This is a genomic window from Streptomyces sp. NBC_00683, from assembly GCF_036226745.1.
Classification (GTDB): domain Bacteria; phylum Actinomycetota; class Actinomycetes; order Streptomycetales; family Streptomycetaceae; genus Streptomyces.
The window spans coordinates 7,338,231-7,359,325 of sequence record NZ_CP109013.1; the positions used below are offsets into that span (position 1 = coordinate 7,338,231).

Sequence of the window (21,095 nt, forward strand, 5' to 3'; positions counted from 1 at the left end):
GCCGCGGCGCGTTCCTCGTCGATCTCCTCGCCGCTGTCCGGGAACATCTCGGCCCGCAGCAGGCCGGCGACGGCGCGTGCACTGGGGTGGTCGAACAGCAGAGTGGTGGGCAGGCGCAGGCCGGTCTCCGTGGCCAGTCGGTCGCGTAGTTCGACGGCACTGAGGGAGTCGAAGCCGAGGTCGCGGAAGGCCTTGTCGGCTGTCACGGCCTCGGGTGACGGGTAATGCAGCACGTCTGCGGCGTGCCGCTGCACGACACCGACGAGAGCCGCTTCCCGCTCGTCGCCGTCCAGGGTCGCGAGCCGCGCGCGCAGCCGGGTGGCGAGTGCGCCGTCCGGTTCCGTGGCGGCGGCCGTCAGCTGTGCGACCTCGGGGATGTCGTGGATCAGCGGGCGTTCGCGGCTGGCGCTGAACGCCGGGAGGAAAGCCGCCCAGTCGACGTCGGCGACCGTCACGCATCCGTCGTCGGCGAGCAGTGCCGGGCCCAGCCTGCGGACCGCCGACCCGGGCACCATCGCCCGCAGACCGCGGCGCCGCAGATACTCGGAGGCGTCGGCCCCGCCGGCCATTCCCTCGCCCGCCCACGGCCCCCAGGACACCGATGTCGCGACGGCGCCTCTCGCGCGCCGGTTGGTCGCCAGCGCGTCCAGGTAGGCGTTCGCGGCCGCGTAGGCGCCCTGTCCGCCGCTGCCCCAGACCCCGGCGATCGAGGAGAACAGCACGAAGAAGTCCAGGGGTGTGTCCCCGAGCGCCTCGTCGAGCAGGCGCGCGCCCTCGGCCTTGGCGGCCATCACCCGCGCGAAATCCTCCGGGCCCGAAGAGGCCAGCGGGGTCGGGTCGCCCACGCCGGCCGCGTGGATCACCCCCGAGGGGTGGTACCGGTCGACGACCGACCGTACGAACTCGCGGTCCGCGATGTCGCCGGCGACGACCGTCACCGCCGCCCCGGCGCTCTCCAGCTCGGCCACGAGCCGGTCGGCGCCAGGCGCCGCCGGGCCCCGCCGCGAGACCAGGACCAGATGCCCGGCTCCGGACCCAGCCAGCCACCGTGCGACCTCGCAGCCCAGCCCTCCGGTGCCGCCGGAGATCAGCACGGTGCCGCGGCCCTGCCACTCTCCCGCAGGTACGCCGCCGGAGCGCGCCAGCCGCCGGACGAACGCGCCCGCCGGACGCAGCGCGACCTGGTCCTCGACGCCGAAGGCAAGGACCTCGGCGAGACGCTCACCCGAGGCGGCGTCACCGACGTCGACCAGGCCGCCCCACATCTCGGGAAGCTCGAGCCCCGCCACCCGGCCGAGGCCCCATACCTGCGCCTGGTCGGTGTCGACCGTCTCGCCGTCGTCGACGGCGATTCCGCCGGAGGTGATCCACCAGACCGGCGCTCGGACGCCGCCGTGCCGCAGCGCTTCCACGGTGGCCAGCATGCTCGTGACCGACGCGGGCGGGACGGGACCGCCGGTGCCTTCGCCGGCGGTCAGCGCGGCGAAGGACAGCACGCCGGCGGGCTCGCCGCCGTCCGCACACGCCTCGGCCACGCGCTTCCGGAGGCCTGCCGCGTCCGCCCGTACCGTGACGACGTGCGCGCCGGCGTCGGTGAGCGCTCGTACGCACCGTTCGGCCACTTCGGAGTGTTTCGTCGAGCCCGGCAGCAGCGCCAGCCAGGTGCCGCCCAGAACCGGCGCGGACATGGCGGGCTCCGCGGGTTTCCACACCACGGAGTACCGCCACGGGTCCGCCGAGATGTTCACGGACGGCTGCGGCCAGTACTGCTGGTGCTGGAAGGCGTACGTCGGCAGGTCGACGACCCGGCCGCCCCAGCCGGCGAACACGGCGGGCCAGTCGACGTCGGCGCCGGCTGTCCACAGCCGGCCGACCGCCGCCAGGAAGGTCTCGACCTCGTCCCGCCCTTTGCGGAGCACCGGCGCGAGCACGGCGTCACCGGTGGTCTCCCGGACCATGGCCGACAGGACCCCGTCAGGGCCGAGTTCCAGGTACCGCGTCACGCCGAGGTCGCCCAGGGCCGTGACACCGTCGGCGAAACGCACGGTACGGCGGATCTGGTCCAGCCAGTACTCCGGCTGCTGCATGACACCGGGTTCGGCGATCGCCCCGGTCAGGTTCGACACGACCGGGATCCGTGCCTGGTGGTACGTCAGACCGTCCAGCACGTCGGCGAATTCCTTCAGCACCGGTTCCATCAGGGTGGAGTGGAACGCGTGCGACACGGACAGGACGGTGAACCGGCGTCCCTGATCGGCGCATTGGGCCGTGTACTGCTCGATCGCGCCCGAGTGACCGGAGAGGACTACGGAGTTGGGGCCGTTGACGGCGGCGATGTCCAGGCCGGAGTCCGTGACATCGGCCTCGGTCGCCTGCACCGCCAGCATGCCTCCGCCGGTGGGTAGTGCCTGCATGAGGCGGCCGCGTTCGGCGACCAGGGTGCAGGCGTCGTCCAGGTCGAGGATGCCTGCCACGTGGGCTGCGGTGATCTCGCCCAGGGAGTGGCCCAGGAGCACGTCGGGGGTGACGCCCCAGGACTCCACCAGTCGGAACAGTGCGACTTCGAGGGCGAAGAGGCTCGCTTGTGCCCAGACGGTGTGGTCCAGGTCGGTGCCGTCGGTGAGGACGTCGCGCAGCGGGCGTTCCAGCCGGGCGTCGAGCCGTGCGCAGACCGCGTCGAAGGCTTTTGCGAACACCGGGAACTGTTCGTACAGGCCCAGTCCCATGCCTGCACGCTGTGAGCCCTGGCCGGTGAAGAGGAACGCGGTACGGCCTTCGCCCGCGACACCGGTGGCGAGGGTCGTGTCCCCGGCCAGCACCGCACGGTGCTCCAGCGCGGCCCGGCCGGTCGCCAGCGACCAGCCGACGTCCACCGGATCCAGTTCGGGACGCTCCGCCACGAACTCCCGCAGCCGTTCGATCTGCGGCTGCAACGCGTCCGCCGACTTCGCCGACACCAGCCACGGCACCAGCCCGGGACGTAGCACCGACGGCTCGACGGCCTGCACGGTGGGAGGTTCTTCCAGGATGACGTGCGCGTTGGTACCGCTGATACCGAACGAGGACACCGCCGCACGGCGCGGCCGGTCCGCTGCAGGCCACTCCCGCGGTTCCGTCAGCAGCTCCACCGCGCCCGCCGACCAGTCCACCTGCGGCGACGGGGCGTCCACGTGCAAGGTGGACGGCAGCACACCGTGCCGCATGGCCATGACCATCTTGATCACGCCGGCGACGCCCGCCGCGGCCTGGGTGTGGCCGATGTTCGACTTGACCGACCCCAGCCGCAACGGCTCGTCGCCCTCACCTCGCTCCTGGCCGTAGACCGCCAGCAGCGCCTGCGCCTCGATCGGGTCGCCGAGCCGTGTACCGGTGCCGTGCGCCTCCACGACGTCCACGTCCGCGGGGGCCAGGCGCGCACTCGCCAGGGCGTCACGGATCACCCGCTGCTGCGACGGGCCGTTCGGTGCTGTCAGGCCGCTCGACGCGCCGTCCTGGTTCACCGCACTGCCCCGCACCACCGCGAGAATCCGGTGGCCGTTGCGCCGCGCGTCCGACAGCCGCTCCACGAGGAGTACGCCGACGCCTTCGGACCAGCCCATCCCGTCGGCGGCAGCTGCGAACGACTTGCAGCGGCCGTCCGGGGCGAGGCCCTGGTCGACGCCGAACGCCCCGAACACCTCGGGGGTGGCCATGACGGTGACGCCGCCGGCGATCGCCAGGTCGCACTCACCGGCCCGCAGCGCCTGGCACGCCAGGTGCAGCGTCACCAGTGACGAGGAGCAGGCGGTGTCGACGGTGACGGCGGGCCCTTCCAGGCCGAAGGAGTAGGCCACGCGGCCGGATGCGGCGCTCCCCGCCGTGCCGGTGGCCAGGTACGCCTCGCTGCCGGCCGGCATCTCGCCCGCGCCGACCATGTAGTCGTGATACATCTGGCCGACGTAGACGCCGGTACGGCTGCCGCGCAGCGTCGTGGGGTCGACGCCGGCGGACTCCATCACCTCCCAGGCGGTCTCCAGCAGGAGGCGTTGCTGGGGATCCGTGGCCAGGGCCTCACGCGGGGACATGGCGAAGAACGCCGCGTCGAACCGGCCGGCGTCGTGCAGGAATCCGGCCTGGCGGGGGCCGTCGGCCGGTAGCCGGCCGAGGTCCCAGCCGCGGTCGGCGGGGAAGCCGGACAGGCCGTCGCCGCGCCTGTCGAGGAGACGCCACAGGCCGTCGGGTGAGGTGACTTCGCCGGGGTACCGGCAGGCCATGCCCACGATCGCGACGGGCTCGCGCATGCGTTCGTCCAGGTCGCGGAGGTCCTGGCGGGCCTCACGCAGATCGGTGGTCGCCTGCCGCAGGTAGCGCAGCAGCTCTTCGGTGGTGGCCATTTCGCGCTCCCGGCTGCTCAGTCGGACTCGTCGAGGATCTGGAACAGTTCCTCGGCGGTCGCCGTTTCGAGACTGACGGCGTCCTCGGTCCGCTGCCGTCCGTCGTTCCACCGGGCGAGCAGCTCCCGCAGCCGGCTGCCGACCGTGGCCCGGCCGGCGTCGTCGGCGTCCACGGCGGCCAGGACCTCCTCCAGTCGGCCGAGTTCCTCCAGGGCGCGCACCGACGGGGCCACCGGATCCGGCAGCAGTTCACCGCGGAGGTGCCGGGCGAGGGCGATGGGGTTGGGGTGGTCGAACACCAGGGTGGCCGGCAGGCGCAGCCCCGTCAGGGCGGCGAGCCGGTTGCGCAGTTCGACGCCGGTGAGGGAGTCGACACCGGTCTCGAGGAAACCCCGGTCCGCGCGGACCGCCTCGGGACCGGAGTGGCCCAGCACAACGGCCAGTTGGGTGCGGACGAGGTCTAGGACCGCTTCGTACCGCTCGGCGTCGGTGAGATCGGCGAGGCGACGGCGCAGGCCCGCCCCGTCGTCGCCGGCGGCGACGGGGGAGGGGCGGCCGGGCCCGGCGAGGTCGCGCAGCAGCGGGGGCACCGTCTCGGAACGGGTGCGCAGCGCGCCGGTGTCGAGGACCATCGGGACGGCGACCGCGGTGGCGGCGCCGAGCACGGCGTCGAACAGCGCCATGCCGTCCCGCGTGGACAGCGGCGTCAGACCGAGCCGTTCGACGCGCCGGACATCGGCCTCGGTGAGCCCGCTGGTCATGCCGCTCGTCTCGGCCCACGGGCCCCATGCCATGGAGACAGCCGTGAGGCCGCGGGCCCGGCGGTGGTGGGCGAGGGCGTCCAGGAACGCGTTCGCGGCGGCGTAGTTGGCCTGCCCGGCGGCGCCGAACGTGGCCGAGGCCGAGGAGAAGAGCACGAACGCGGACAGGTCCAGGTCCTGGGTCAGTTCGTGCAGGTGCCTCGCGCCGTTCGCCTTGGCGTGCAGCACCCGGTCGAGCCGGGCGTCGTCGAGGCCGGTGACCAGGCCGTCGTCGAGTTCGCCCGCCGTGTGGACGACTGCCCGCAGGGGCCGGTCGGCCGGGACGGCCCGCAACAGGCGTGCGACCTCGTCGCGTTCGCCGACGTCGCACGCCACGACCGTGGCCTCGCAGCCGAGCGCGGCGAGGTCGGCGACGAGGCCGGCCGCGCCCGGGGCCCGCGGGCCGCGCCTGCTGGTCAGCACGAGCCGGCGGACGCCGTGGGCGGCGGCCAGGTGCCGGGCGAGTGCCGAGCCGAGGGAGCCGGTGCCGCCGGTGATCAGGGTCGTGCCCTCGGCGTCGACCGAGGCTTCCGCCGGCCGCTCGGCCCGCGCCAGGCGCGGCGCGTACAACCGGCCGGCGCGCACCGCCACCTGTGGTTCCGGGCAGCTCAGCGCCTCGGCGAGAACGTCAGGGGAGGCGGGGCCTTCGAGGTCGACCAGGACGAACCGGCCGGGGTGTTCGGCCTGCGCGGAGCGGATCAGTCCCCAGGCCGCGGCCGCCGGGAGGTCACTGACGTCCTCGTCCTCGCCGATCGCCACGGCGCCCCGGGTGACGATCGCGAGGCGGGCGTCCACGCGTCGCTCGTCGGCGAGCCACCGGCGTACGAGCCGGAGCGCGTCGTGCGTCACGCCGGCCGGTTCCGTGGACCCGTCCGCCGCGGCCAGGGACGCGAGGGCGACGGCGGCCGTGTCGGCGTCGTCGGCCTGCGAGGGCCGGCGGACCGGGGCCCCGGCCGCCCGGAGCTGTGCGTCGAGATCCAGCGGGTCGGGGCCGAACACGGCCCAGTACGGGACGGCGGGTGCCGGTACGCCCCGGACCTCCGCCCAGCCGACCTGGAACAGCGCGTTGCGGGACAGGTGCCGCGCCGCGCCGAAGCCGTCGGGCACGGGCCGGGAGACGATCGAGTCCGCCGTGGCGACGGGTGTGCCGTCGGCGTCGGCGACGGTCACGCCGACGGCGCCCTGCCCGTCCATGGCCAGCCGGACCCGCAGGGTCCTGACTCCGTGCCGGAGAAGTCGCACACCGCGCCAGGCGAACGGCAGTTCCGCCCTGGTCGGCGCGGTTCCCCCGCCCAGTGACCGCAGCATGCCGATGCCGTGCAACGCCGCGTCCAGAAGGGCCGGATGCACGGCAAAGCCGTCCGCCTCCGGGCCGTCCGGGGCGAGGGCGACCTCCGCGTACACCTCTCCGTCGCGGTGCCAGGCGGCGCGCATGCCCTGGAACGCGGGCCCGTAGCTGTAGCCGAGGGCGGCGAGGTCGTCGTAGAAGCCACCGAGGTCGATCTCGGCGGCGCCGGCCGGAGGCCACTGCGTGAGGCCGTCCGGTTCCGCCGCCGGTCCGGGCGCGGCGGGTGCGACGGTGGCGGTGGCGTGCAGCACCCAGTCGTCCGCGGCGTCGCCGGAGTCCGGCGAGCCGTCCTCGGGCCGGGAGTAGACGCCCACGGACCGCCGCCCGGTGCCGTCCGGCTGCCCCACGACGGCCTGGACGCGGACGCCCTCCGAGTCCGCGAGGACCAGCGGCGTCTGGAGGGTGAGTTCCTCGACGAACGGGCAGCCGGCCCGGCCGCCCGCGGTGAGCGCGAACTCGACGAAGGCGGTGCCGGGTACCAGGACCGTGCCGAGGACGGCGTGGTCGGCGAGCCACGGGTGGGTCCGCGTCGACATCCGGCCGGTCAGCAGGACGGTTTCGGTGCCGGCCACCGGGGCAGCGGCGGTGAGGACCGGATGCGCGGTGGCGTCCAGGCCGGTGCCCGACGGGTCCGTGCCGGGCGCGGCCCCGAGCGAGTTCATCCAGTACCGCTCGGTCTGGAACGGGTAGGTGGGCAGGTCGACGGGGCGCCGGCCAGGGCCGCCCAGCACCTTGCTCCAGTCCACGCCGACGCCGGACACGTGCGCCTGGGCGGCTGAGGCGAGCATGCGGGCCGCGTCGGCCTGGCCCGAGCGCAGGGACGGGACGGGCGGCGGCCACGGGATGCCGTCGTCGCCGATGTCCTCGAGGGTCTCCTGGATACCCATGGCCAGCATGGGGTGCGGTCCGACCTCGATGAAGTGCCGGTAGCCCTGGTCGGCGAGGCCGCGCACGGCGGGCTCGAACCCGACGCACCTGCGCAGGTTGGCGAACCAGTACTCGCCGTCCAGCGTGGTGGTGTCGGCCCAGCCGCCGGTCACGCTGGAGAAGAACGGGACCGAGCCCGCCCGGGGCCGGATGTCCGCCAGGGCTTCGCGCAGCGGCCCGGCCAGCTCGTCCACGTGGTGCGAGTGCGACGCGTAGCCGATGCGGACCGGTTTGACGCGGATCCCCTCGACGGCGCAGGCACCGGCGAACTCCGCGAGCGCGTCCCGGTCGCCGCTGACGACGTTCGCGCCGGGCGCGTTGCGCGCGCCGAGGCAGATCCGGCCGTCCCACGCGGCGAGGCGCTTCTCGATCTCCACGGCCGGCAGCGCCACCGACAGCATGCCGCCGCGGCCGACCACGGTCCCGAGGAGTTCGGCGCGCAGGGCGACCACCCGGGCCGCGTCATCGAGGGACAGGGCCCCGGCGACGTACGCGGCGGCGATCTCGCCCTGCGAATGGCCGAGCACGGCATCCGGCTCGACACCCCAGGAGCGCCACATCGCGGCCAGCGAGACCATCACGGTGAACAGCGAGATCTGGACGACGTCGTCGCGCTCCAGCGAGGCCGCGCCATCGGCACCGCGCAGGACGTCGAGCACGGACCAGTCGGTGTGGCGGGCGAACGCCTCGTCGCAGGCGGCGGCCGTCTCGGCGAACACGGTGTCGGAGTCCAGCAACGGGCTTCCCATACCGGGCCACTGAGACCCCTGGCCGGGGAACACGAAGGCCGTGCGGCCCTCGACGGCCCGGCCGCGGACGACCCCGGCGGGCAGATCCCCGGCCGCCAGAGCGGCCAGGGCGTCGGGGCTGCCCGGGAGCAGCACCGCGCGGTGCTCGAAGGCGGTACGGGTGGTGGCCAGCGACCAGGCGACGTCGGCCGGCTCCGGCGCGGGCCGGTGCCGTAGGTGGTCGTCCAGTCGTCCGGCCTGTTCCCGCAGGGCCCGCTCGGTGCGCCCGGACAGCAGCCACGGCACCGCGGCCGGCGTCTCGCCCGTGGTGGCGCGGGGCGGCAGGGGAGGGGCCTGTTCGAGGACGGCATGGGCGTTGGTGCCGCTGCCGCCGAAGGAGGAGACCCCGGCCCGGCGGATCCGGCCGGTGTCCGGCCAGGGCCGTGCCTCGGTGAGCAGGGCGACAGTGCCCTGCGACCAGTCCACGTGCGGGGTGGGCTCGTCCACGTGCAGAGTGGGCGGGAGGACGCCGTGCCGCAGCGCCATCACGGTCTTGATCACCCCGGCGATGCCGGCGGCGCTCTGGGAGTGGCCGATGTTGGACTTGACCGAGCCGAGCCACAGCGGGTTCTCGGCGGAGTGCGCCGGCCCGTAGACGGCCAGCAGGGCCTGGGCCTCGATGGGGTCGCCGAGCGGGGTACCCGTGCCGTGCGCCTCCACGAGGTCGACGTGGCCGGCGTCCACCCGGGCGCCGGCCAGGGCGGCGGCGATGACGCGGCGCTGGGAGGGGCCGTTGGGCGCGGTCATGCCGTTGCTGGCGCCGTCCTGGTTGACGGCGGAACCGGCGACCACGGCCAGGATCTGGCGGCCCTCGGCCAGGGCCGTACTGAGCCGCTGCAGGGCGACGACACCGACGCCCTCGCTCCAGCCGGTGCCGTCGGCACCGGCGGCGAACGGCTTGCAGCGGCCGTCGGGCGCCAGGCCGCGCTGGCGGCTGAACTCGGTGAAGGACACCGGTGTGGGCAGGACCGTGACGCCGCCGGCCAGGGCGAGGTCGCACTCTCCCTGCCGGAGCGACTGGCAGGCGAGGTGCAGGGCGACCAGCGACGACGAGCAGGCGGTGTCGACGGTGACGGCCGGCCCCTCCAGGCCGAGGCTGTAGGACAGCCGCCCGGACACGGCGGCCGTCCCGGTTCCGGCGAGGAAGAACCCCTCGGCGGCGCCGAGCGCGTCGGCGTCGCCCAGCCCGTACCCCTGGAACGAGGTGCCGACGAACACGCCGGTGCGGCTGCCGGCCAGCCCCGACGGGTCGACGCGGGTGCGCTCCAGCGCCTCCCAGGCGGTTTCCAGCAGCACCCGCTGCTGCGGGTCCATCGCCATCGCCTCGCGGGGGCTGATGCCGAAGAACTCGGCGTCGAAGTCACCGGCGCCGTCCAGGAAGCCGCCCTCACGGACGTACGAACTGCCGGGCCGCGACAGGTCGGGGTCGTAGAGGGCGTCGAGGTCCCAGCCCCGGTCGGAGGGGAACGGGGTGATCGCGTCACGGCCGTTCAGGACGAGGTCCCACAACTCCTCCGGTGAGCGCACCCCGCCGGGGAACCGGCAGCCCATGCCGACGATCGCGACGGGTTCGTCTGCCGGCCCGGCCGCGGTCGGTGCCGCGGCCCCGGCCCCGGGCGTACCGGCGGGATCGGGCGTGCCGAGCAGCTCGTCCGCGAGGAAGCCGGCCAGCGCGTTCGGCGTCGGGTGGTCGAAGGCGACGGTGGTGGGCAGACGCAGGCCGGTCGCGGCGCGCAGCCGGTTGCGGATGTCGACGGCGGTGAGGGAGTCGAATCCGAGCTCCCGGAAGGCGCGGCCGGGTTCGATGTCGGCCGGTCCGGTGTGGCCCAGCGCGGCAGCGGCCTCGGCGCGCACCAGGGTGAGCAGGAACGGCCGGCGTTCGCCGGCGGGCAGGGCGGCCAGCTGCCGCCCGAGCCCGGAGCCCGCGTCGTCGTCGGAGCCGGAGTCGGCGCCGTCGTCGGACAGGGCCCGCGCCGCTTCCGGTATCTCGCCGATGAGCGGACGGGGGCGGGCCGCGGTGTAGCCGCGGGTGAAGCGGGCCCAGTCCATGTCGGTGACGGTGAGCAGCGTCTCGTCGTGGGTGAGGGCCTGGCCGAGCGCGACGAGAGCGAGCTGCGGCGACATCAGGCGCAGGCCGCGCCGGCCGAGGAGCTCGATCGCGCCGGCGTCCGCCATGCCGCCGCCGTCCCAGCCGCCCCAGGACACCGACGTGGCCGTCTGTCCCCTGCGGCGCCGCCGCAGGGCCAGCGCGTCAAGGTGGGCGTTGGCGGCCGCGTAGGCCCCCTGGCCCGCGCCGCCCCAGACGGATGCGCCCGACGAGAAGAGGACGAAGGCATCGAGGCCGTCGCCGAGGAGTTCGTCGAGGTGGCGCGCGCCGTCCGCCTTCGCGGCGATGACCTGTGCGACTTCCTCGGCTGTGGTGTCCAGGACCGGGGCGGACCGGGTCACGCCGGCGGCATGGACGACGGTGGTCACGGGCGGGCCGTCGGGAAGCGCCGCGAGCAGGGCCCGCAGCTCCTCACGGTCGCTCACGTCGCAGGCCACCACCAGCACCTGGGTCCCGGCCGCCTCCAGCTCCGCGACCAGCTCGGCGGCGCCCGGCGCCTGCGGTCCCCGGCGGCTGGTCAGGACGACACGGGGTGCGCCCAGCCCGGCCAGCCAGCGGGCGACGTGCGCGCCGAGAGCGCCGGTGCCGCCGGTGACCAGCGCGGTGCCGGTCGGCTGCCACGGATCGGTGCGGGGCGCGTTGCCCAGGGGCGCGCGCACCAGACGGCGGGCGAAGACCCCGGCGGGGCGCACCGCGACCTGGTCCTCGTCGTCCAGGCCGGCCAGAACGCCGGCAAGGCGGTCGGCGGCCCGTTCGTCGATCTCGGCCGGCAGGTCCACCAGACCGCCCCAGCGGGCGGGCAGTTCCAGCCCGGCGGCCAGACCGAGGCCCCACAGTCCCGACTGGGCCGGGTCCGGCGACGGGTCGGCCGCGCCGACGCACACCGCACCGCGGGTCGCCGTCCACAGGGGCGCGGCCACGTCGAGGTCCTCGGCCGCCCGGACCAGCGCGAGCGTGGTGGCGACACCGGTCGCGACGCCGACGGGGCCGGGGCGGGTGTCGAGGCCGAGCAGGTTCAGCAGCCCCTCGACGCGGCCGCCCGCGGGGCCGGGTCCGGCGACGGCGGCGGCCTCGGCCAGAGCGTCCGCCAGCCGGGCGGCCAGGCCTTCGCCGTGCGGGTCGTCGGCGGCCGGGGCCACCGTCAGGACCTGGGAGACGCCCCGCTCGGCGAGCGCATGGGCGCACCGGCGGGCGACGCCGTCGGGGTCGTGGGCCGGGGCGACGAGCAGCCAGATGCCGGACAGGACCGGCCGCGGAAGGCGTGCCTTGCGCCGCCATTCGATCCGGTAGCGCCAGCCGTCCACGGTGGACCGGTCACCGCGATCGGTCCGCCACGCCGACAGGACGGGCAGCGCGGCCGCGGCACCGTCCAGCAGCTCGCGCTGCCGCGGGTCGGACACGTCGAGCGCGTCGGCGAGCACCTGCGGATCGCCGCCCGCGACCGCGTCCCAGAACGCCTCGTCGGCCGGGTCGGCGACGCCGGGGCCTGCCGTCGTCGCCGGCGCGGCGGCCTCCAGCCAGTACCGCCGGCGCTGGAACGGGTATCCGGGCAGCTCGGGGCGGACGGCGGAGGCGGACGGCGGGGCCAGGACGGCGTCCCAGTCGGGGGCGAGGCCCCGGGCGAACGCGGTCGCCACCGCTTCCCGGAAACGGTCCGGGCCGCCGTTGTCGCGGCGCAGAGTCGTGACGACGACCGTGTCGTCTGCGCCCTCGGCGTCGGCGACGTCCTCGACGTTCGCGGTCAGGGACGGATACGGGCTGGGCTCGACGAACGCGCGGAAGCCGTCGCGCAGCATGGCGGCGATCGCCGGGGCGAATCGCACCGGAAGGCGCATGTTGCGGTACCAGTGCTCGGGACCGAGGGCGGCGCCGTCGACCGGGCCGCCCTCGACGGCCGAGTAGAGCGGGACGGCCGCGGTCCGGGGGGTGATCCCGGCGAACGCGGCGAGAGCCTCGTCGTGGAGCCGGTCGACCTCGGGCGAGTGGGCGGTGCCGGTGATGGCCATCCGCCGGGCGGCGATCCGGTTGGCGGCGAGCGCGGCGGCGAGTTCCTCGACCGCCTCGGGGTCACCGGACACCACCGTGGCCCGGGGGCCGTTGACGGCCGCGAGGTGCAGTCGGCCCGGCCACCGCGCCATCCGTTCGGTCAGTTCCTCGACGGGCAGGGTCACCGCCAGCATCGCGCCGCCGCTGTCGAGGGAGGCGAGCAGCCGGCTGCGGGCCACGACGATCCTCGCGGCGTCCGGCAGGGTCAGGGCCCCGGCGACGCAGGCCGCCGCGATCTCGCCCTGCGAATGCCCCACGACGGCCTCCGGCACGATGCCGTGCGCACGCCACAGGGCGGTGAGGGACACCATCATCGCGAACAGGGCCGGCTGGACGACGTCGAGCCGGTCGAGTGACGGCGCGCCCTCGGCGCCCCGCAGGACGTCCTCGGCCGACCAGTCCGCGTGCTCCGAGATCGCCGCCGAGCACTCGCGCAACGTGTCGCGGAAGACCGGGGCGGACCGCAGCAGTTCCGTGGCCATCCCCGGCCACTGCGAGCCCTGCCCGGGGAAGACGAACGCGACCGGGCCGCCCGGTCCGGCGTCGTCCCGGATCAGGCCCCTGACGCCGCGGCCGGCGGCGAGGGCGTCCAACTGGTCGAGGTAGCGCTCCGGATCGGGGCCGAGCAGGACGGCGCGGTGGCGGAACGCGGTCCTCCCGGTCGCCAGGGCGCGGGCCACCTCAGGGACGGACTCCGGGGCGGCGAGGCCGGGCCGCTCGTCGAGCCGCGCGCGCAGCCGCGCCGCCTGGGCGCGCAGCGCCGGTACGGTCCGGCCGGACAGGGCCCACGGCACCGGCGAGTCGGCGACCGCCGGGGTGAACGGCGGTTCGGCGACCGCCGAGGGCGGCGGTTCGGCCGGCGCCTCCTCGAGGACGACGTGGGCATTGGTACCGCTCATGCCGAACGACGACACACCGGCCCGGCGCACGACGCCGTCGCGCGGCCACGGCACCGGCTCGGTCAGCAGCCGCATCGCCCCGGACGACCAGTCCACGTGCGGGGTCGCCTCGGAGGCGTGCAGGGTCGCCGGGAGCACCTCGTGGCGCAGGGCCTGGACCATCTTGATGACGCCTGCGACGCCGGCGGCGCACTGGGAGTGGCCGATGTTGGACTTGACCGAGCCGACCCACAACGGGCGCCCGGCGGGACGATCCCGGCCGTAGACGTCCAGGAGCGCCCGGCCCTCGATCGGGTCGCCGAGCGCGGTTCCGGTGCCGTGGGCCTCGACGGCGTCGACCTCGTGGGCGTCCAGCCCGGCGCTGCGCAGCGCCTGGCGGATGACGCGCTGCTGGGCCCGGCCGCTCGGGGCGGTGAGGCCGTTGCTGGCGCCGTCGTGGTTGACGGCGGAGCCGCGCAGCACCGCCAGCACCCGGTGGCCGTTGCGCCGGGCGTCGGAGAGCCGCTCGGTCAGGAGCATCCCGGCGCCTTCGCTCCAGCCGGTGCCGTCGGCGTCGGCGGAGAACACCTTGCACCGGCCGTCGGCGGCCAGGGCGCCGCCCTGGCTGCCGTCCGTGAACATGCTCGGCGTGTTCATGACGGTGACGCCGCCGACCAGGGCCAGCGAGCACTCGCCGCGGCGCAGCGCCTCCGCGGCCATGTGCATGGCCACCAGCGAGGACGAGCAGGCGGTGTCGACCGTGAGGGTGGGGCCCTCCAGACCGAGCACGTACGAGACCCGGCCGGAGGCGACGCTCGTCGACGTGCCCAGCAGCAGGTGCGGGCCCGTCCCCTCGGGGATGTCGAGCGGGCCGGCGCCGTAGCCGGTCGACGCCGCTCCCACGAAGACACCGGTGGGGCTGCCGGCGAGTGAGCCGGGGGCGATCCCGGCGTGCTCGACCGCCTCCCACGCGGTCTCCAGCAGGAGCCGCTGCTGCGGGTCCATGGCGAGGGCCTCACGCGGGCCGATGCCGAAGAACTCGGCATCGAAGTCCGCCATGCCGTCGACGAACCCGCCCTCGAAGGTGCGGCTGAGTCCGGCCTCGGCGCTGTCGGCGGCGTAGACGGCGTCGAGCCGCCAGCCCCGGTCGTCGGGGAACGGCGCGATGGCGTCGATGCCCTCGCTGACGATCCGCCACAGCCCGTCGGGGGTGTCGGCGGCGCCGGGCAGCCGGCAGCTCATCCCGATGATCGCGATCGGATCGTCGGCCGGCGCCGGCCCGCCCGCCGTCTCCGGGGCGACGGCGGTCTCCTCACGGTCGCCCACGACGGCCCGGCCGAGCATCTCGGCCAGCAGGCGGGGGGTCGGGTGGTCGAAGACCAGAGTGGCAGGCAGCCGCAGTCCGGTGGCAGCGGCCAGTCGGTTGCGCAGTTCGACGGCGGTCAGCGAGTCGAAGCCGAGTTCCTTGAACGCCCGCCCGGCCTCGACCGCCCGCGGACCGGGGAAGCCGAGGACCGCGGCGGCCGCGGAGCGGACCAGGTCGAGAAGGAACCGGGAACGGTCCTGGGGACCGAGGGCGGCGAGCCGGTCCGCCGACGCGGCGCCCTCGGCCGGGGCGGCGCCGCGGGCCGTGCGCCGGGCGCCGGGTCGGAGCAGACCGGTCAGCATCGGCGGCAGCGAACCCGCCGCGGTCAGGGCAGCGGTGTCCAGCCCCGTCGCCACCAGGGCCCCGTGCGGCGAGGCCAGGGCGGCGTCGAGGAGAGCGAGTCCGTGGCCGGCGGCAAGAAGCGGGAAGCCGGAGCGAGCGACGCGTTCGCGGTCCACCCGGGTGAGGCGGGCGGCCATGCCGGCGGTGCCGTCCCAGGCGCCCCAGGCCAGGGACAGCGCGGGCAGGCCGACGGCGTGCCGGTGCTGGGCCAGGGCGTCGAGGAAGGCGTTGGCCGCGGCGTAGTTCCCCTGCCCGGGTGCGCCGAGGGTCCCGGCGACCGAGGAGAACAGTACGAAGGCCGCGAGGTCGTGACGGCGGGTCAGCTCGTGCAGATGGAACGCGGCGTCGGCCTTGGGTCCCAGGACGGTGTCCAGCCGTTGCGGTGTCAGGGCCGCGACGGTGCCGTCGTCGAGCACGCCGGCGGTGTGGAAGACGCCGGTCAGCGGACGGTCGTCCGGTATCGCGTCGAGCACGGCCGCGAGGGCGCCGCGGTCGGCGGCGTCGCAGGCCACGATCTCGGCGTCGGCGCCCAGCGCGGTCAGCTCGGCGGTCAGTTCCCGGGCGCCCGCGGCGTCCGGTCCGCTCCGGCTGAGCAGGACGAGGCGGCGGACGCCGTGGGCGGTGACCAGATGCCGGGCGAGGAGCGCGCCCAGACCGCCGGTACCGCCGGTGACGAGGACGGTGCCGTCGGGGTCGAGCGGTCGCGGGACGGTGAGGACGACCTTGCCGATGTGGCGGGCCTGGCTGACGTGGCGGAACGCGTCCGGCGCCTGCGGGAGGGCGAACGCCCGGACCGGCGGCAGCCGCAGCGCGCCGGTCCGCAGCAGCTCCAGCAGCTCCGCCAGGATCTCCCCGATGCGCTGCGGGCCCGCCTCCACCAGGTCGAACGCCCTGTAACGGACGCCGGGGTGGGCGACGGCGACCTCGCCGGCGTCCCGGAGGTCGCTCTTGCCCATCTCGACGAACCTGCCGCCGCGCGGCAGGAGCCGCAGCGAGGCGTCGACGAACTCGCCGGCGAGCGCGTCGAGGACGACGTCCACGCCGCGCCCGGAGGTGACGGCCGAGAAGCTGTCCTCGAAACCGAGGTCCCTGGACGAGGCGATGTGGTCGTCGGGAACGCCCATGGCCCGCACCGCGTCCCACTTGCCAGGGGAGGCGGTGGCGAAGACCTCGGCGCCGAGGTGCCGGGCGAGCTGGACGGCGGCGGTTCCCACACCGCCGGCGGCTGCGTGCACGAGGACCGCCTCGCCGGCCCGGAGACCGCCCAGGTCGACCAGGCCGTAGTACGCGGTCGCGTAGGCGATCGGCACCGCGGCCGCCTCCGCGAACGTCATGTCCGCCGGCATCGGGGCGAGCAGCCGGTGATCGGTCACCGCGACCGGCCCGAACGCACCCGTGCACACACCCATGACCCGGTCGCCGGGCGACAGGCCGGTGACCTCCGGCCCGGTCTCCAGGACGACGCCGGCAGCCTCGCCGCCCAGTTCCACCTCGCCCGGGTACATGCCCAGCGCGTACAGGACGTCGCGGAAGTTCAGCCCGGCGGCCCGCACGGCAACCCGGACCTGCCCCGGACCGAGCGGCCCCGCCAAGTCCACGGGGGCGAACCAGAGGTTCTCCAGCGTGCCTGGCTCCCGGGTGTCGAGCCGCCAGGACGCCGCCCGCGCCGGTACGGGCAGGCCGGCCGGATGCGCCGCCCGCACCAGCCGGGCGGCGAACGCCGCCCCGGCGCGCACGGCGATCTGCGGCTCGCCCGCGTCGACCGCGGCAGCGACGGCCTCCCAGGGCACGCCGTCGCTGTCGGTGTCCGCCAGCACGAAGCGGCCGGGTTCCTCGGACTGCGCGGCACGGACCAGTCCCCATACCGCCGCGGCGGCCGGGTCGGGGGCACGGTCGCCGGGGACGGCGAGTACCGCGTCGCGGGTGAGCACCACCAGACGGGAATCGGCGCACCGCTCGTCGGCCAGCCACTGCTGGAGCGCGCCCAGCACCCGCCCGGTGAGGGCCCGTGCCCGGGCCGGCCCGTCGGCGGCTGTCGCGGTGTCGCGGACGCGCAGCACCACGGTCCGGGGGAGCGGGCCTTCGGGGAGCAGAGGGGCCGGATCGAAGGCGTCCACGGCCACGCCGGGCGGCGTCGTGCCGGGAGCCCGGTCGGCCGCGAGCGGGCTCCATTCGAGCCGGCAGAGACCGTCGGACCGGTCGGCGGACTCGGGCGCCGCCGCTACTGGGCGGACGACCAGCCGGTCGACCGACAGGACCGGCTCGCCGGTGTGGTCCGCGGCGGCGACGGCGACGCCGCCGCCGTCGAGCGGGGTGAGCCGGACGCGGAGCGCCGCCGCGCCGGCCGCCCGCAGCGTCACGCCCGTGAAGGAGAACGGGACCCCCGCCGTGTCCGGCCCGCCCGGGCCGGCTCCGGCCTGGGCCTGGAGAGCGGCGTCCAGGAGCGCCGGATGGATGCCGTACGCGCGCGCCTGGGGTTCGTCGGACTCCGCCAGACCCACCTCGGCGAAGACCTCGTCGCCACGCCGCCACAGGCTCCGGATGCCGCGGAACGCCGGGCCGTACTGCAGGCCTGCGCCCTCCAGCAGTTCGTAGGCGCCGTCCGCAGGCACGTCCACCGCGCCGACCGGCGGCCACTGCAGCGACCAGCCGTTGTCAGGGTCCCGTTCCGCGGTTGGCTGGGGGGCCAGGACACCGCTCGCGTGCCGGGTCCAGGGGCGCTCGGGCCAGCCCTCGTCCGCGGGCGCGTCGGGCCGCGCGTACACGCTCACGTCCCGCCGCCCGGTCGCGTCGGCGGCGCCGACGGCGACCTGCATCTGGACGCCGCCCCGCTCGGGCAGCGCCAGCGGCGTCTCCAGCACCAGCTCCTCGACGTGGCCGCAGCCGGCCTGGTCGCCGGCGCGGACCGCGAGTTCCACGAACGCGGTGCCGGGCAGCACGGTGCGCCCCAGGACCACGTGGTCGGCCGCCCACTGCGGCCGCCCGGCCGAGAGCCACCCGAAGAACAGCAGCGCGTCGCCGTCGGCGAGGCTGACGCCGGCGCCCAGCAGCGGGTGCCGGGTGGCGCCGAGCCCGGCCGCCGTCACGTCGCCGGGCGACCACGTCAGCCGCGGCCAGTAGTGCTCCGTCTCGAAGGCATAGGTGGGCAGCGCCACCGGCCGGCCGCCGGCACCGGGGAACACGGCCGTCCAGTCGGGGGTCACACCGTTTGCGTGCAGCTCGGCCAGTGCCCCCGTCGCGGCGGCCGGCTCGCGGAGGGAGCGCCGCAACGCCGGTACCACGACGGCGGGTTCGTCGCGGTGCGCGAGCGACTCCTCGGCCATGGCGGACAGGACGCCGTCCGGCCCGAGTTCGAGGTACCGGCCCACGCCGTGCCCGTCGAGCCAGGCGACACCGTCCCCGAACCGGACAGCCTCGCGGACCTGGCGGACCCAGTAGGAGGGGTCGGCGAGCTCGTCGGCCCCCGCCACCGTCCCGGTGAGGTTCGAGACGATGGGGACGGACGGGCTCCCGTACGTCAGCCCGGCGGCGATCGTGCGGAACTCGTCGAGCATCGGGTCCATATGGGCGGAGTGGAAGGCGTGGGACACCCGCAGGAGCCGGGTCCGCACCCCTCGCTCCTTCCAGTGGGCCGCCAGCGCGCCGACGGCGTCGCGGTCGCCGGAGACGACCACGTCGGCCGGCCCGTTGACGGCGGCGACGACGACGGCCCCGGAGGCCGTCCCGGCGAGCGTCGTGCGGACCTCGTCCTCGGTGGCCCGGACCGCGAGCATCGCGCCGTCCCCGGCCATCCGCTGCATCAGCCGGCCCCGGGCGGCGACGAGGGCGCAGGCGTCCGGCAGCGACCACACCCCGGCCACATGGGCGGCGGCGAGTTCGCCGACGGAGTGGCCCAGCACGTAGTCAGGGGCGACGCCCCAGTGCGTGAACAGCCGGTGGAGCGCGACCTCGATCGCGAACAGCCCGGGCTGGGCGTACTCGGTACGGTCCAGCAGCTCGGCCCCGGGCGATTCCGGCCCGGCGAACAGCACCTCGCGCAGCGGGCGGCCCAGGTGCGGATCCAGGGCCTCGCACACCTCGTCCAGCGCTTGGGCGAACACCGGCTCCGCGGCGTACAGTTCGCGGCCCATGCCGGCCCGCTGTGCGCCCTGCCCGGTGAACAGCATCGCGAGTTTCCCCGCCGGCCGCGTCCCGCGGGCCACCCCGTACCGCACCCGGGCGCTCTCCGCGCCCTGTTCGACGGCGGCGAGGGCGTCGAGCAGTTCGTCGCGGTCGCCCGCGGTCACGACGGCGCGGTGCGGCAGCGCCGCGCGGGTCGTCGCCAGCGCGTGGCCGAGGTCCGTGAGGTCGAGCCCGGGCTCGGACGCCACCCTTTCCCGCAGCCGGGCGGCCTGGCCGGACAGCGCGGACGCCGTCCTGGCGCTGACCGGGAACGGCAGCGTCGTGCCGGCCGGCCGACGGGTGCCGGTCGGGGCCGACTCCGCCTCCGGCTGGGGCGCCTGCTCGAGGATCAGGTGGGCGTTGGTACCGCTCAGCCCGAACGAGGAGACGCCCGCCCGGCGGGGTTCGCCGGTCCGGGGCCAGTCGCGGGCCTCGGTGAGTAGCCTGGCAGAGCCCGCGGTCCAGTCGACGTGCCCGGTGGGCTCGTCGACGTGCAGGGTCCGCGGCAGGACGCCGTGCCGCAGCGCCTGCACCATCTTGATCACCGACGCGACGCCTGCGGCGGCCTGCGCGTGGCCGATGTTGGACTTGACCGAGCCGATCCACAGCGGCCGGTCGGCCGGCCGGTCCTGCCCGTAGGCCGCGATCAGGGACTGGGCCTCGATCGGATCGCCGAGGCTCGTGCCCGTGCCGTGCGCCTCCACGGCGTCGACCTGACCGGGCGCCAGACGGGCGTCGGCCAGGGCCTGCAGGGTCACCCGCTGCTGCGAGGGCCCGTTGGGGGCGGTCAGCCCGTTGGACGCGCCGTCCTGGTTCACCGCCGAACCGCGCACGACGGCGAGCACCGGGTGGTTCAGCCGGAGCGCGTCGGACAGCCGCTCCACCACCAGGACGCCGACGCCCTCGGACCAGCCGGTGCCGTCGGCCGCCGCCGCGAAGGACTTGCACCGGCCGTCGGCGGCCAGGCCGCCCTGCCGGCTGAACTCGGCGAACACACCGGGCGTGGCCATCACCGTCACACCGCCGGCGAGCGCGAGGGTGCTCTCGCCGCGCCGCAGCGACTGGCACGCCAGGTGCAGGGCGACGAGCGACGACGAACAGGCCGTGTCCACGGTGACCGCGGGCCCCTCCAGGCCCAGCGTGTAGGACACCCGGCCGGAGATCACGGCGGTCGCGCCGCCGGTCAGCAGATAACCCTGGTTGTCCTGCTCGGCGCCGGCCAGCAGCGAGGTGTAGTGCTGGTCGTTGGCGCCGACGAACACGCCGGTGCGGCTGCCGCGCAGCGACGACGGGTCGATACCCGCGGCTTCCACGGCCTCCCAGGACGTCTGCAGGAGCAGCCGCTGCTGCGGGTCCATGGCGAGGGCCTCGCGCGGCGATATGTCGAAGAACCCCGGGTCGAACCGGGTGGCGTCGTCGACGAAACCGCCTTCCCGGACGTAGCCGCCGGACTCTCCGGAGTCCGGACCGGCGTCCGCGCCCAGCAGTCCGGAGAGCTGCCAGCCGCGGTCCTCGGGGAACGGGCCGACGGCATCGGCGTCCGCGAGCACGAGCCGCCACAGGTCCTCGGGCGTGCGCACCCCGCCGGGGAAACGGCAGCCCATTCCGACGACGGCGATCGGCTCCCGGTTTTCTTTCTCGGCCTCGCGCAACCGCTGCCTGGTCCGATGCAGATCAGTGGTGACAAGTTTCAGATATTCACGCAGCGTTCCGTCGTCCACCATCTGAAGGAAACCCCATTTCCGAGGACGACGCAGCGGTCGGCTGTCGTTTGCCGAAGACCTCATGAACAGACCCCGGTCGGGGGGAAGGCTAGTCACCGCAGAGGGCGGGAACCAACCCCTGCCAGGCTGGTCAGACCCCCGAGAACTCTAGGGGTGGCATTTAGGGGTTGACGTCGTCCGTCTTTCTCATACGCTTTTGCCGCTGCTTCCGATCGGATTGGCTGGGCGACAAGTG

1 protein-coding gene and 1 pseudogene are annotated in these 21,095 nt (G+C 75.5%); both read right to left on the reverse strand.

Annotation, left to right across the window (positions count from 1 at the left end; genetic code table 11):
* Nucleotides 1-82 precede the first annotated feature (82 nt).
* A pseudogene (locus OG257_RS32600) lies at nucleotides 83-4,394 on the reverse strand (type I polyketide synthase); the annotation flags it as partial.
* Nucleotides 4,391-20,860, reverse strand: a complete 16,470-nt coding sequence (locus OG257_RS32605) for a type I polyketide synthase (protein ID WP_329213236.1) — start codon at nucleotides 20,858-20,860, stop codon at nucleotides 4,391-4,393. The pseudogene OG257_RS32600 and the gene OG257_RS32605, both read right to left, overlap by 4 nt.
* Nucleotides 20,861-21,095 lie beyond the last annotated feature (235 nt).

Bases quoted from the DNA above. Each gene is read 5' to 3' on its own strand.
- OG257_RS32605 (WP_329213236.1), bottom strand. From the start codon at position 20,860: ATGGTGGACGACGGAACGCTGCGTGAATATCTGAAACTTGTCACCACT.